We start from the raw sequence: 13,109 nt of genomic DNA, 5'->3' as shown, positions 1-13,109 counted from the left end.
CCCGCACCCCCACTCCCCCTCACCCCGTCGCGCTCCCCGCCGCGGCCCCCACGCCTCGTCACTCCTCACGGCGCCCTCCCCCTCCGAGCCAACGGACAACGCCGCCGAGCGCCCCCTCGTTGCCACGGATCCACCCTGCTTCGACCCGCCGCTCGGGCGCCCCCACCCCAGGTCGTCGTTCACGCGCTCACCTCACGGCACGCCCGGTAGAAGTCGGTCCAGCCGTCCCGCTCGCGCACGACCGCCTCCAGGTACTCCTGCCAGATGACCCGGTCGGCCGCCGGATCGCGTACGACGGCGCCAAGGATGCCCCCGGCGACGTCGCCGGGGCGCAGCACCCCGTCGCCGAAGTGGGCGGCCAGGGCGAGGCCGTTGGTGACGACGGAGATCGCCTCCGCCGTCGACAGCGTCCCGCTCGGCGACTTCACCTTCGTGCGGCCGTCGGAGGTGACCCCATCGCGCAGCTCCCGGAAGACGGTGACGACACGGCGGATCTCGTCGACGCCGTCGGGCGCGGCCGGCAGATCGAGGGAGCGGCCGATCTGGTCGACTCGGCGGGAGACGATGTCCACCTCGGCCTCTACGCTCTCCGGCAGCGGCAGCACGACCGTGTTGAAGCGACGGCGCAGGGCGCTGGAGAGGTCGTTGACGCCGCGGTCGCGGTCGTTGGCCGTGGCGATCAGGTTGAATCCGCGGACCGCCTGCACCTCCTGCCCCAACTCCGGTATCGGCAGCGTCTTCTCCGACAGGATCGTGATCAGCGTGTCCTGCACATCCGCCGGGATTCGGGTCAGTTCCTCGACACGCGCGGTCATCCCCTCCGCCATGGCCCGCATGACGGGGCTGGGCACGAGGGCGTCACGGCTCGGCCCGTGCGCGAGGAGCTGTGCGTAGTTCCAGCCGTACCGGATCGCCTCTTCCGGCGTGCCCGCCGTGCCCTGCACCAGCAGCGTCGAGTCTCCGCTGACCGCGGCGGCCAGGTGCTCGGAGACCCAGGTCTTCGCGGTGCCGGGCACACCGAGCAGGAGCAGGGCGCGATCCGTGGCGAGCGTGGTGACCGCGACCTCGACGAGGCGACGCGGGCCCACGTATTTCGGTGTGATCACCGTGCCGTCCGGCAACGTGCCGCCGAGCAGATAGGTGGCCACCGCCCACGGCGACAGCTTCCAGCGGTCCGGGCGCGGACGGTCGTCCTGCGTGGCCAGCGCGGCGAGTTCATGGGCGAAGGCGTCCTCGGCGTGCGGTCGCAACGCCTGGCTCGACTCCGCCTCCCCTGCTTCGACGGACGTCGGCTCAACGGACACAGTCATGGCAAAGTCCCCCTCCAGCTCGGCCGGTTCGGATCTGGCACCAACGTTGCACCACGCCACTGACAATGCGTTCCGACCTGCGCAAACGCGCCTGCGAGGCCACTCGCTGCACTTCCGCCCCGACCGATTGTCAGTGGTGGGCTCTACCTTCGATGGCATGACTCAGCAGGGGGTGCGCTGGACTGCGGACCAGGTGCTGGCACTGGCGCCTGACGCCGCGTCACGCAAAGCGGGAAGCAAACTCGGCGCGGCAGGGCCGTGGTCCGAGGCGGGGAGTACGGACGAGGGGACGCTGTGGGGGCTGTGCAAAGGCAGTGGCAGCAAGCCGTATCAGACGGTCATCGACATCGCGGACGCCGCCGGGCCCGCGTACAAGTGCAGTTGCCCGAGCCGGAAGTTCCCGTGCAAGCACGCCCTCGGGCTGCTGCTGCTCTGGGCGGACGGGGGCGGTGCGGTGCCGTCGGCGCAGCCGCCCGACTGGGCGGAGCAGTGGATAAAGGGGAGAAGGCAGCGCGGGGAGGAGGACAAGCGGACGGCGGGAGCGTCCGGTTCCTCGACGGCGCCCGGTGATCCGGAGGCGGCGCGCCGGCGGGCGGAGCGCCGCGCGGTACGGGTCACCGCGGGGGCGACGGAGCTGGAGCAGCGCCTGGCGGACCTGCTGCGCGGCGGCCTGGCCGGTGCGGAACAGGCCGGGTACGGCATGTGGGAGGAGACCGCGGCCCGCATGGTGGACGCCCAGGCCCCGGGACTGGCCGCGCGGGTACGGGAGCTGGGGGCGATCCCGGCGTCCGGCCCCGGCTGGCCGGTGCGCCTGATGGAGGAGTGCGCTCTCCTCCATCTCCTCGACCAGGGCTGGCTGCGCCGCGAGCGGCTGCCCGACGCCTTGTCGGAGACGGTGCGCTCCCGCATCGGCCTGCCCGCCTCGGCGGACGGCCCGCCGGTGCGGGACCGCTGGCTGGTCCTCGCCCAGTACGACACAGCGGACGTGAAGCTGACGACGCGCCGGATATGGCTGTACGGCGCCGGCTCGGGCCGCACCGCACTGCTCCTCTCCTACGGCGCCGCCGGCCGCACGCCGGAGCTGGCGCTGCCGGTCGGGCTGGCCCTGGAGGCGGAGGTGGCGGCGTACCCGGGCGCCGGGCAGCTGCGGGCGGCCCTGGGCGAACAGTTCGCACCACCCGCGCCCGCGGCGATAGAGCCGCCCGGCGTGACGACGGCCGAGGCGATCGCTCGTTACGGCGAGGCGCTCCGCGGCGATCCGTGGCTGGACTCCGTCCCGGTCACCCTGGACCGGGTCGTACCGACCCCGGACGGCGACTCGTGGCAGCTCGCGGACGCCGACTCGGACACGGCCCTGCCGCTGACCCCCGCCGCCCGCGCCCGTCCGGGCCTCTGGCGCATGGTCGCGCTGTCGGGCGGCAGGCCGGTCAAGGTGTTCGGCGAGTGCGGCCACCGTGGCTTCACCCCGCTGACGGCCTGGCCGCAGGGCAAGGGAGGGGCGGTGCAGCTGTGCTGAGCTGCGCCTCGCCCTGCGCCCGCGCGGCAACCGCCGACCCGCACCCGCCACCGCGGCCCGGACGTCCCACCCATCCGACCCACCCCACCCCTCGCAGCCACGACGGCCGACACGACGGCCGACACGAAGGCAGACGTGACCGCAGGCACGACGGCAGAAAGGAAGGCAGAGGGGAATGAGCCTCATGAACAGTCCCTCCGTTTCGGTGGATTCGCCGACGCCGGCCGCCTGGGAGGAGCTCGTCACTGCGGCCCTCCTCGGAACGGACCGGCGTACGCCCCCGGGATGCGCGCCGGGCCGGGAGGCACCGGCGGCGTTGCTGGACACGGCGGCCGTGGAGACCGTACGGCGGCGGGCCGGGCTGCAACCGGCGCGGGCGGCGAGGCGGCCGCGACCGGCACCCGATGACCCCCGCCCGGCGCTGCCTCCGGCGGCGGCCCGCAGGCTGGCGATGCTGCTGGCCGACCGCCCCGGCGGGGGCGGCGGCCGCAGGGGTACGGCACCTGACCTCATGGAGCTGCTCCCGCAGTGGCTCGCGACCGTGAACGACCGCGGTTTCGCGCCGCCCCCCGAGACGCTGCCCGCGCTGCTGGACGCGGCGCGGGGCCGAACGGATCTGCGCCCGGCAGCGCTGGCGTTCGCCGGCCCGCGGGCGGTGTGGCTGGCCCGGCTGAACCCGGACTGGCGGTTCGCCCTGCGCGCGACCCCGGGCGGGGGCGCGGCGCTGCCGCAGCTCGATGACCCGGCCGAAGTTCAACAGCTGTGGCAGGAGGGGCTGTTCGCCGAGCGGGTGGCCCTGCTCTCCGCGATCCGCGCACGGGAGCCCGCTGCCGCGCGCGACCTGCTGGCCACGACATGGGCGACGGAGCGGGCCGAGGACCGGTTGATGTTCCTGGACTCGCTGCGGACCGGGCTGGGCCCGCCGGACGAGGCGTTCCTGGAGCAGGCGCTGGCCGACCGGAGCCGCAATGTCCGTGCGACGGCCGCGGAGCTGCTGTCGGCGCTGCCGGGTTCGGCGCTCGCGGCACGGATGGCGGTGCGGGCGGGCGCATGCGTGGCGTTGGATCACACGCGCGACACTCCGACGATCATCGTCGAGGCACCGCACGAGTGCGACGCGGGCATGGAACGCGACGGGGTGGTGGCCAAGGCTCCGGCGGGGCGCGGGGAACGGTCCTGGTGGCTGGGCCAGTTGGTGGAGGCGGCGCCTCTCGCAGCATGGCCGGGGCGGCTCGGGGGGCGTACGCCTGGGGAGATCGTGACGCTGCCGGTGGCGGACGACTGGCAGGGCGAGCTGCACGCGGCGTGGTGCAGGGCGGCGGTACGGCAGCGGGACGGTGCTTGGGCGAGGGCGCTACTCGGGTCGCCCGCCGCTCCGGAGGCCGGCGGTCCGGGGGCGGTGTCCCTGGCCGAGCGCGCGAAGCTCCTCGGCACGCTGGGCCCCGCCGAACGGGCCGAGTGGGTCGCAGGGTTCATCGCGACGCACGGTTTGTCCGAGGCGTTTCAGCTGCTCGGGGTGTGTGCGGTGCCGTGGAGCGGGCCGCTCGGGCGGGCGGTGGTCGACGCGCTCAACATCGCGCGGGACGCGGGGAGTTATCCATGGAGTTTCAGTGGAGTGATGGGCCTGGCCGAGCGCTGTCTCGACCCGGCCGAGGCAAGCCGCCTGGACGGCCTGCTGGCGGTCCCGGACGAGACGGAGGACGCCTCACCGGGCGCCGGGGGCTACTGGGCGGAGGCGTTCCAACGGCTGGTCACAACGCTCCGTCTGCGGGCGGCGATGCTCGACGAGCTGAAACCGCCCAGCCCGTCCGGCGTTTGAGGACGAGGCCCTTCGGGCCGAAGCGGGGGTCCGGGGGCGGCAGGGGCGGCAGCCCTCAGGGACGGTCACCCCACGCACCCGCACAAGCAGCCGGCTCAGCCGCCGGTGGCAGTCGCTCAGCCGCCGGAGGCAGCCGGCTGCCTCACATTCGCCCGCACCCATTCCACGATCGCCTGAGTCGTCGCCCCCGGCGTGAAGATCTCCGCGACACCCTTCTCCTTCAGCGGGGGAATGTCCGCCTCGGGGATGATCCCGCCGCCGAAGACCAGGATGTCCTCCGCGTCCCGCTCCTTGAGCAGTTCGATCACGGCGGCGAAGAGGGTGTTGTGGGCACCGGAGAGGATGGACAGGCCGATCGCGTCGGCGTCCTCCTGGATCGCGGTGCCGACGATCTGCTCGGGCGTCTGGTGAAGCCCGGTGTAGATGACCTCCATACCGGCGTCGCGCAGCGCCCGCGCGATCACCTTGGCCCCCCGATCATGGCCGTCGAGCCCAGGCTTGGCCACCACCACGCGGATCGGACCGGCTGCCACACCCATCACTGCCTCCATGAAGCGACTACATCCATCCGTACCGACAGGCACCGCTCATATCTGAGTTATGCCGCACTCACCGCACATGTCATACATCGTGCGCGTATCGCACTTCTTCGCCGCCCAGCAAGCCGGACGCGCCCTCACGGCACGGACGCCCCCGGGCCACATCGCCCGAGGAAGTGAACGAACGTTATCGCCAGCATCCCGCAACCGGCAGTTTCGCGGTGCGGACCGAGGGGGAAATCACACGGTGGGACACGTTCGCCGCGCACCGTTCCATATCTCTGCGGCACACGGGCCGCAGCAGTCCGCGGTGCGCGCGTCGCAGTGGAACCACGCGCAACGGGAGTCGCAACGAGGTCGTCGCACCACCGCGCCGCAGGCCACGCGCCGTGGCGGTACGACGCATCGACGGTGGCACGAAGGGCACGTAGGGCAGGTAAGGCACGACAGCGGGGAGCCTCGTCGCCACACCGGCAGGGAGCCCCGTCAGGTCATCGGCGCACCATGGCCGACCCGACCGACGTACATCGCGCGCCTCACTCACCCCACGCGCCCTCTTCTTGCCCCGTCGGCCACCTCCGCCGCGGTCTCCCACGAGGGCACACGGGGGCCGGAGTCGTCCTCCTGCGTGCCGCAAGGAGGTCGGCCATGAAGGTCACCGGGGCAGCACTCCCCTTTCTTCCGCTCTGCCGACGCCTGCTCCCGAGCAGACTCGCCGGCCTCTCCCTTGCCCTGCTCAAGGCGACCGCCCTGGAGATCGCGATCCTCGCCGGCCACGTGCTGCTGTACCCCTCCGGCATCACCCAGGAACGCCGCACCGTTCCCGCGCTTCCCGCCCGGGACACCGCCCCGCTGCCGACGGAGGCCCAACCGCCCGTCGTCCTGCTGCACGGCTTCATAGACAACCGGTCGGTCTTCGTCCTGCTGCGCCGCAGCCTCGCCCAGCACGGCAGGCACCAGCTCGAGTCGCTCAACTACTCCCCGCTGACCTGCGACATCCGTGCCGCCGCCGAACTGCTCGGCCGGCACATAGAGGGGATCTGCGAGCGCACCGGCAGCAGCCAGGTGGACATAGTCGGACACAGCCTCGGCGGGCTGATAGCGCGGTACTACGTGCAGTGCCTCGGCGGCGACCTCAGGGTCCGCACGCTGGTCACGCTCGGCACGCCGCACTCCGGCACCCGCGTCGTCCCGCTGGCGAACGCGCACCCGATCGTGCGTCAGATGCGCCCCGGATCACCGGTCCTCGAGGAACTGGCCCGCCCCGCGCCCGGCTGCCGTACCCGCTTCGTGAGCTTCTGGAGCGATCTCGACCATCTGATGGACCCGCTGGAGACGGCCTGTATCGACCACCCGGACCTGATGGCGCAGAACGTCCGCGTGAGCGGCATCGGCCACCTCGCCCTGCCGGTGCACCCCGCCGTGGCGACCGGAATACGGCAGGCCCTCGACACCGCGCGGACCGGAGCTGAAACCGCCCCGCAGGCCGACGGCCTGACCGTGGCGTAACCCACCCCGTCAGCCAACCCAGCAGCCCCTCGCCGGCCAACCCGCCGACCAGCCCGCCGACCCACCCATCACCCGCCCCCGTCACCCACCCCCGGCAACCGCCTCCGCCGACCTCTCCCCAGCCACCCAACACGCGGATCCCACCCGGCGTACACCCGGCTCACACTCGGCACGCAGCCCCAGAACAGCCCGTCGACATCGAACAACCTTCGAACACAAGGCCAAACTCGCGCCCGCAGTCCGCCAAAACACGGCCGAATGCCCGTTTCCTTCGCGCGCGAAACCTGCCGAAGATTGTCGTGCCCGCGTACCGCCGGGTACAGTCGCCGCACTGCTCTGGCAGCCCCTGTTGTCGAGGCGAGAGAGAAGTTGGTGAACGATCGTCACCCGTCGGGGACCATGACCTCCCCGACCACGGCTTCCGATGCCACCTCGGCGCACTACGCGTCGTACGGCGCCCAGGAAGCCCAGTACGGTGACTCCACCACGTACGGCACCTACGACGCCCCCGGATTCGGCGCCGCCGGTCACGCCACCACCACCTTCGACGCGGACCCCTTGTTCGGCAGCCTTCCCGGTGAGAACACGGGCGCGTACGACACCACGCAGTGGTCCACGGGCAGCCACCACACCGTGAACTACGACGCCTATGCGGCCCAGCACCACGCCGCCTACGACACCGGCGCGTACGACACCACCGGGTGGACCGCCGAGCACGAGCGACTCCCCTTCGTCCCGCAGCAGGCCAACAGCCACGACACCTCTGGTCAGTGGGACGCGACCGCCTGGGCCCAGCCCGACCAGTCAGGCGTCCCTGCCGACCAGACCCAGCAGTGGGAATGGGGCACGCAGACCTTCGACACCGGAGCCTACGACGCCACGCAGTGGAACTCCGACGGCGGCATCGACGGCACGACCACGCAGGCGGCCGACGAGTACCAGCAGTCAGCAGAATCCTTCGATCAGCAGGCGACCGCGCACTTCGAGCAGATCGAGCACGCCGACCCCTCGGCCTACGACGATTCCGTTCAGCCCGACGCCGAGTTGACCGCCACCGGCGGACTCCCCGCCGCGGCCCCGCTCCTCGACGACCAGGAGGAGTCCGCTTCGGCCCCCTCCCCGCGCGCCGCCTCCCGCAGCGGGTCGCGCTCTCGCCGCCGTACGCCCCCCAAGCGCTCCGCACTGCTGACGGTCGCCGTACCGTCCGCGTGCGTGATGGGTGTCGCCGGGATCGCCGCCGCCTCCGTGGGCAGCCTGACCGACGACAAGGACACGACCACGCTGGCGGCGGGCGGCGAGGCCGTGAAGCCGTCCACCGCGAACAACAAGCTGGACACCCAGCTCGAGAGCCTCTCCGCCGGCGCCGACGACTTCGCCGACCGGGCCAGCCGTACGCAGGAGCGCATCGACCTCAAGGCCCAGCAGGCGGCCGAGAAGCGCAAGGCCGCCGAGGAGGCGGCCCGCAAGGAGCGGCTGCGCCCGAAGTTCGCGATCCCGGTCGCGCAGCACGGCCTCAGCGCCTACTTCGGCCAGTCCGGCATCAACTGGATGTCCGTGCACACCGGCATCGACTTCCCCGTGTCGTACGGCACGACAGTGATGGCCGCGACCGACGGCACCGTCCGGACGCAGTGGAACAGCGCCTACGGCAACATGATGATCGTGACCGCGAAGGACGGCACGGAGACGTGGTACTGCCACCTCTCCAGCTACCGCGTCGCCTCCGGTACGACCGTGAAGGCCGGCGACCCGATCGCGTACTCCGGCAACTCCGGCAACTCGACCGGCCCGCACCTGCACTTCGAGGTCCGACCGGGCGGCGGCTCGGCCATAGACCCGCTGCCCTGGCTGCGCAGCCACGGCCTCGACCCGTCGTAGCCGACACCGACCGGCGCGCGACGAGACAACTCCCTTGCACCCTGTCCGCCCCCGCCCTTCAGCGGGGGCGCACACGAGTCGGCCCTACAGCTTCTCCACCGGCGCGTACCGCAACAGCAGCCGCTTCGGCTTGGTGTCCCCGAAGTCGATCGTCGCCTCGGCGTTCGCACCCGTGCCCTTGACCGCCATCACGGTGCCGAGCCCGAACTGGTCGTGAGTGACCCGGTCCCCGACGCCCAGTTGCACGACCGGCTTCTCCGAGGTGCGGCGCGTGGCGAACCCGGACGCACCCGAGGCCGAGGAGCGCGAGCGGGACGAGGACAGCGAGGCCGCGACTCCGGACGCGGGACCGGAGGACACCGGCGAGGTCGCCCCCGTGCGCTTCCAGTCCACGTGCTGTGCCGGGATCTCCTCCAGGAAGCGGGACGGCGGGTTGTACGACGGCTGCCCCCACGCGCTGCGCATCGACGAGCGTGTCAGATACAGCCGCTCACGCGCACGCGTGATGCCGACGTAGGCCAGCCGCCGCTCCTCCTCCAGCTCCTTGGTCTGCCCGAGGGCGCGCATGTGCGGGAAGACGCCGTCCTCCATGCCGGTGAGGAAGACGACCGGGAACTCCAGGCCCTTGGCGGTGTGCAGGGTCATCAGGGTGATGACGCCGGAGCCGTCCTCGTCCTCGTCGGGGATCTGGTCGGAGTCGGCGACGAGCGCCACCCGCTCCAGGAACGCCGCGAGCCCGCCGGTCGCCTCGCCCTCACCCGACTCCTGCTCGAACTCCAGGGCGACGGCCGCGAGTTCCTGAAGGTTCTCGATACGGGTCTCGTCCTGAGGATCCGTGGAAGCCTGCAACTCGGCGAGGTAGCCGGTCCGTTCCAGCACCGCCTCCAGGATGGTGGCCGGTCCCGCCCCGGACTCGACGACCGTACGGAGCTCCTCCATCAGCGTGTTGAACCGCTTGACGGCGTTGGTCGACCGCGCGGCCATGCCGTACGCCTCGTCCACGCGGCGCAGCGCCTGCGGAAAGCTGATCTTCTCCCTCTGCGAAAGGGCGTCGATCATCGCCTCGGCGCGGTCGCCGATGCCCCGCTTGGGCACATTCAGGATCCGTCGCAGCGGCACGGAGTCCTCGGGATTGGCCAGCACTCGCAGGTAGGCCAGCACATCCCGGACCTCCTTGCGCTCGTAGAACCGAACCCCGCCGACGACCTTGTAGGGCAGCCCGACACGGATGAAGACTTCCTCGAAGACACGGGACTGGGCGTTCGTCCGGTAGAAGACGGCGACGTCGCCGGCCTTCGCGTCCCCCGCGTCCGTCAGTCGGTCTATCTCGTCGGCGACGAACTGCGCCTCGTCGTGCTCGGTGTCCGCGACATAACCAGTGATACGGGCACCGGCGCCCGCGTTGGTCCACAGGTTCTTGGGACGGCGGGACTCATTGCGCTCGATGACGGCGTTCGCGGCGGTCAGGATCGTCTGCGTCGACCGGTAGTTCTGCTCCAGCAGGATCGTCGTAGCGTCCGGGTAGTCCTCCTCGAACTGGAGGATGTTGCGGATGGTGGCGCCCCGGAAGGCGTAGATCGACTGGTCGGCGTCACCCACCACACACAGCTCGGCGGGCGGGAGGTCGTCCTCGCTGGGCGGCACGTCGACGGGGTGCTCGCTGGTCCCGACGAGCTCGCGCACCAGCGCGTACTGCGCGTGGTTGGTGTCCTGGTACTCATCCACCAGCACATGGCGAAAGCGTCGGCGGTAGTGCTCGGCGACGTCCGGGAAGGCGCGCAGCAGGTTGACCGTCGTCATGATCAGGTCGTCGAAGTCGAGGGCGTTGGCTTCCCGCAGCCGCGACTGGTACATGGCATACGCCTGAGCGAGGGTCTTCTCGAACCCGTCCGTCGCCTGGGCGGCGAAGTCCTCCTCGTCGATCAGCTCGTTCTTCAGATTGCTGATCTTGGCGCTGAAGGACTTGGGCGGAAACCGCTTGGGATCGAGATCCAGATCACGGCACACGAGTGCCATCAGCCGCTTGCTGTCGGCGGCGTCGTAGATCGAGAACGACGAAGTGAACCCGAGCTTCTTGCTCTCCCTCCGCAAAATACGAACACACGAGCTGTGGAAGGTCATCACCCACATCGCGTTCGCACGCGGTCCGACGAGCTGCTCGACGCGCTCCTTCATCTCGCCCGCGGCCTTGTTGGTGAAGGTGATCGCGAGGATCTGCCCCGGATGCACATTCCGCTCGGCCAGCAGGTGGGCGATGCGATGGGTGAGCACACGCGTCTTGCCGGACCCGGCGCCGGCCACGATGAGCAGCGGGCTGCCGGAGTGGACGACGGCCGCACGCTGGTTCTCGTTCAGCCCCTCCAGCAGCGCGGCCGCGTCGAGGGCCGGGCGGGGTGCGCCGTCGCGGTAGTAGGCGTCCCGGTCCGGGGGCACGTCGAACTTCCCGCCGAACAGGTCGTCCGGAACCGGCTCCGGAGCGTGATCGTCCTCGGGCGGTGGCGGGTGCTCCTCGTGGGCCCGTGGGGCCTGGAGGTCCGCCAGGAAGCTGTCGTCAAAGAGGCTGCTCATCGCTCTCCGAGTCTAGGGCGCCCCACTGACAGCCCGCGGCCGCCCCGAGAACATCGCCCATTTCTGTCCCCGACGATCTCCCGGCCCACCACCCGCTCACCCTCCACAACTACGTCATAACCCTCCGCGACCACCCCGCCAAAGCGACCAAAGACCCCCAGCCACCCCCAAACCGACCGCCACGCGCAACGCATCCCCCCAAGGTCACGAAAATGTATCGGGCATATCGAACATCAACCTTCACAGGGGCCACACGAGTTGGCTACCGTGCCGGACAGGCCGTACGACCCCCACCGGCGAACGTCGCCGGGCCGCACGGCCTCCGCCGAGTCCGGCACGCCCCACGGCGCCCGGAGCCGGGGACCCACCGAATCTTGGGGTGAATCGGCCGGACTTCCCACCCGGGCCGTAGGGCAACCCTTCCGAACCACCCGCCCGAACCCGACAGCTAACTCGGTAGGCGGAACGTGGAAGGAGTCGCCTCCCTTGGCGTCGCACCGCAAGTCGCGTCCCGCGGGTACGCGCGTAGCAGGCATACGGACCCCCGCCCTCGCCACGGCGGCCCTCACCTCCGTGGCCCTGCTGTCCCAGACGGCCAACGCGAGCCCCTCTTCGGACGACAAGCCGAGCCTCGAAGAGGTCGAGAAGAAGGTCGACGACCTCTACCGCCAGGCGGAGTCGGCGACCGAGAAGTACAACGCGGCCAAGGAAAAGACCGCGAAGCAGCGCAAGCGCGTCGACACCCTCCTCGACGACGTGGCCAAGCGCACCCAGACGCTCAACGACGCGCGCGAGGAACTCGGCCGCAACGCCGCCGCCCAGTACCGCACCGGCGCAGCCGCCCCCGACACGGCGACCTTCCTCCTCGCGGACACCCCCCAGGACTACTTCGACCAGTCCCAGCTGATGGACCGCATGACGGGCCGTCAAAAAGAGGCGGTCGACGACTACTTCACGCAGCAGTCCGCGACGATGAAGAAGCGCCAGGAAGCCACCCGGAGCCTGGAGACGCTCACCGAGTCGCAGAACGACCTGAAGACCGCGAAGGCCACCGTCCAGACGAAGCTCGCCGACGCCCGCGAACTCCTCTCGAAGCTGACGGCGGAGGAGAAGGCCCGCCTCGCCGCGATCGAGAAGCGCAAGCAGGAGGAGGCCGCCCGCAAGGCCGCCGAGCTGGCCCGGCAACAGGCTGAGGCAGAACGTCAGCGCCAACAAGAGGCACAGCAACAGGAGAGCAACGAGCCCCCGTCCGACTCGTCCTCCTCCGACTCCTCGTACGCCACCAAGGCCGAGAAGGCCCTGGCCTTCGCCCGCTCCCAGATAGGCAAGCCGTACGTCTGGGGCGCCACCGGCCCCGACTCCTACGACTGCTCCGGCCTCACCCAGGGCGCCTGGAAGGCCGCAGGAGTGGACATCCCCCGCGTCACCTACGACCAGGTCAACGCCGGCACCACGGTCCCACTCTCCAGCGCCCAGCCCGGTGACCTGGTCTTCTTCTACGACGACGTCACCCACGTGGGCCTCTACATCGGCAACGGCATGATGATCCACGCCCCGAAGCCCGGCGCGTACGTCCGCGAGGAGTCGATCTACTACGACGGAGAGTCGTCGATCCACAGCGTGGTACGCCCGGCCTGACGGCGAGGCGTACCCCCACGGGCCCGCAGTCGCGTACGGCGGCAAGGGGACGCGTCGGGGGGTGTCCGCCCGCAGAGTCCGGTGTCAAGGGACAGCACCTCCTGGCAGTACGCCAGCGCACCGGACCGAGGGCGGACACCTCCGACGCGGCCCCGCCCCACCCACCGACCGAACCGCGCTACACGCACCCCCACCGAACCCACACAGGCGCCGCGGGCATGCCGTGACGCTCCCCCCACCGGACGGCAACGGGCCGCCGCAGGCACCCCACCCGCCCAACCGCCGGAGGCCCGGCGCGCCCCACCCCCAACCCACACACCGCTCCCTAGCAT

8 protein-coding genes and 1 riboswitch are annotated in these 13,109 nt (G+C 71.2%); of the genes, 5 read left to right on the top strand and 3 right to left on the bottom strand.

Annotated elements, in window-relative coordinates:
- Window positions 1–179 precede the first annotated feature (179 nt).
- Window positions 180–1,310 carry an ATP-binding protein gene (locus ADK36_RS04870; protein WP_053196490.1) on the bottom strand — a complete coding sequence of 377 codons (1,131 nt, stop codon included), beginning with the start codon at window positions 1,308–1,310 and terminating at the stop codon, window positions 180–182.
- 157 nt (window positions 1,311–1,467) lie between these two features.
- Here ADK36_RS04870 and ADK36_RS04865 point away from each other — a divergent pair, with 157 nt between their 5' ends.
- Both ADK36_RS04865 and ADK36_RS04860 read left to right on the top strand, forming a co-directional pair.
- A complete protein-coding gene (locus tag ADK36_RS04865) occupies window positions 1,468–2,826 on the top strand; it encodes an SWIM zinc finger family protein (protein ID WP_053196489.1) in 1,359 nt (452 codons plus the stop codon).
- Window positions 2,827–3,010: 184 nt separating this feature from the next.
- On the top strand, window positions 3,011–4,645 hold the full coding sequence (locus tag ADK36_RS04860) for a DUF5691 domain-containing protein (RefSeq protein ID WP_048587301.1): 1,635 nt from the start codon (window positions 3,011–3,013) through the stop codon (window positions 4,643–4,645).
- A gap of 116 nt (window positions 4,646–4,761) precedes the next feature.
- On the opposite strand, the gene ADK36_RS04855 is transcribed toward ADK36_RS04860, so the two are convergent.
- Complete coding sequence (locus ADK36_RS04855; protein ID WP_048587298.1) at window positions 4,762–5,184, bottom strand: cobalamin B12-binding domain-containing protein; 423 nt, start codon at window positions 5,182–5,184, stop codon at window positions 4,762–4,764.
- 648 nt (window positions 5,185–5,832) lie between these two features.
- Here ADK36_RS04855 and ADK36_RS04850 point away from each other — a divergent pair.
- Together ADK36_RS04850 and ADK36_RS04845 are read left to right on the top strand one after the other, a co-directional pair.
- Window positions 5,833–6,693: an esterase/lipase family protein gene (locus tag ADK36_RS04850; protein WP_053196486.1), complete on the top strand. Its 861-nt coding sequence runs from the start codon at window positions 5,833–5,835 to the stop codon at window positions 6,691–6,693.
- A 399-nt stretch (window positions 6,694–7,092) separates the two neighbouring features.
- A complete protein-coding gene (locus tag ADK36_RS04845) occupies window positions 7,093–8,571 on the top strand; it encodes a M23 family metallopeptidase (protein WP_234329673.1) in 1,479 nt (492 codons plus the stop codon).
- 84 nt (window positions 8,572–8,655) lie between these two features.
- On the opposite strand, the gene pcrA is transcribed toward ADK36_RS04845, so the two are convergent.
- Window positions 8,656–11,139, bottom strand: coding sequence for a DNA helicase PcrA (gene pcrA, locus ADK36_RS04840; protein WP_048587295.1), 2,484 nt, complete (start codon window positions 11,137–11,139; stop codon window positions 8,656–8,658).
- Between the two features lie 313 nt (window positions 11,140–11,452).
- Window positions 11,453–11,617, top strand: a riboswitch (cyclic di-AMP (ydaO/yuaA leader).
- A gap of 8 nt (window positions 11,618–11,625) precedes the next feature.
- On the opposite strand from pcrA, the gene ADK36_RS04835 reads away from it, so the two are divergent.
- On the top strand, window positions 11,626–12,777 hold the full coding sequence (locus ADK36_RS04835) for a C40 family peptidase (protein WP_053196483.1): 1,152 nt from the start codon (window positions 11,626–11,628) through the stop codon (window positions 12,775–12,777).
- Window positions 12,778–13,109: the final 332 nt, after the last annotated feature.

It is taken from the genome of Streptomyces viridochromogenes, assembly GCF_001270495.1.
GTDB lineage: Bacteria > Actinomycetota > Actinomycetes > Streptomycetales > Streptomycetaceae > Streptomyces > Streptomyces viridochromogenes_A.
Note: the sequence above shows the minus strand (reverse complement) of the source record. Positions and strands in the feature narration are given on the sequence as shown.

What these genes read in the sequence shown, in the direction of transcription:
- ADK36_RS04865 (WP_053196489.1), top strand. Translation starts at nt 1,468, where the DNA reads ATGACTCAGCAGGGGGTGCGCTGGACTGCGGACCAGGTGCTGGCACTG.
- ADK36_RS04855 (WP_048587298.1), bottom strand. Translation starts at nt 5,184, where the DNA reads ATGGGTGTGGCAGCCGGTCCGATCCGCGTGGTGGTGGCCAAGCCTGGG.
- ADK36_RS04845 (WP_234329673.1), top strand. Translation starts at nt 7,093, where the DNA reads ATGACCTCCCCGACCACGGCTTCCGATGCCACCTCGGCGCACTACGCG.
- ADK36_RS04870 (WP_053196490.1), bottom strand. Translation starts at nt 1,310, where the DNA reads ATGACTGTGTCCGTTGAGCCGACGTCCGTCGAAGCAGGGGAGGCGGAG.
- ADK36_RS04860 (WP_048587301.1), top strand. Translation starts at nt 3,011, where the DNA reads ATGAACAGTCCCTCCGTTTCGGTGGATTCGCCGACGCCGGCCGCCTGG.
- ADK36_RS04850 (WP_053196486.1), top strand. Translation starts at nt 5,833, where the DNA reads ATGAAGGTCACCGGGGCAGCACTCCCCTTTCTTCCGCTCTGCCGACGC.
- pcrA (WP_048587295.1), bottom strand. Translation starts at nt 11,139, where the DNA reads ATGAGCAGCCTCTTTGACGACAGCTTCCTGGCGGACCTCCAGGCCCCA.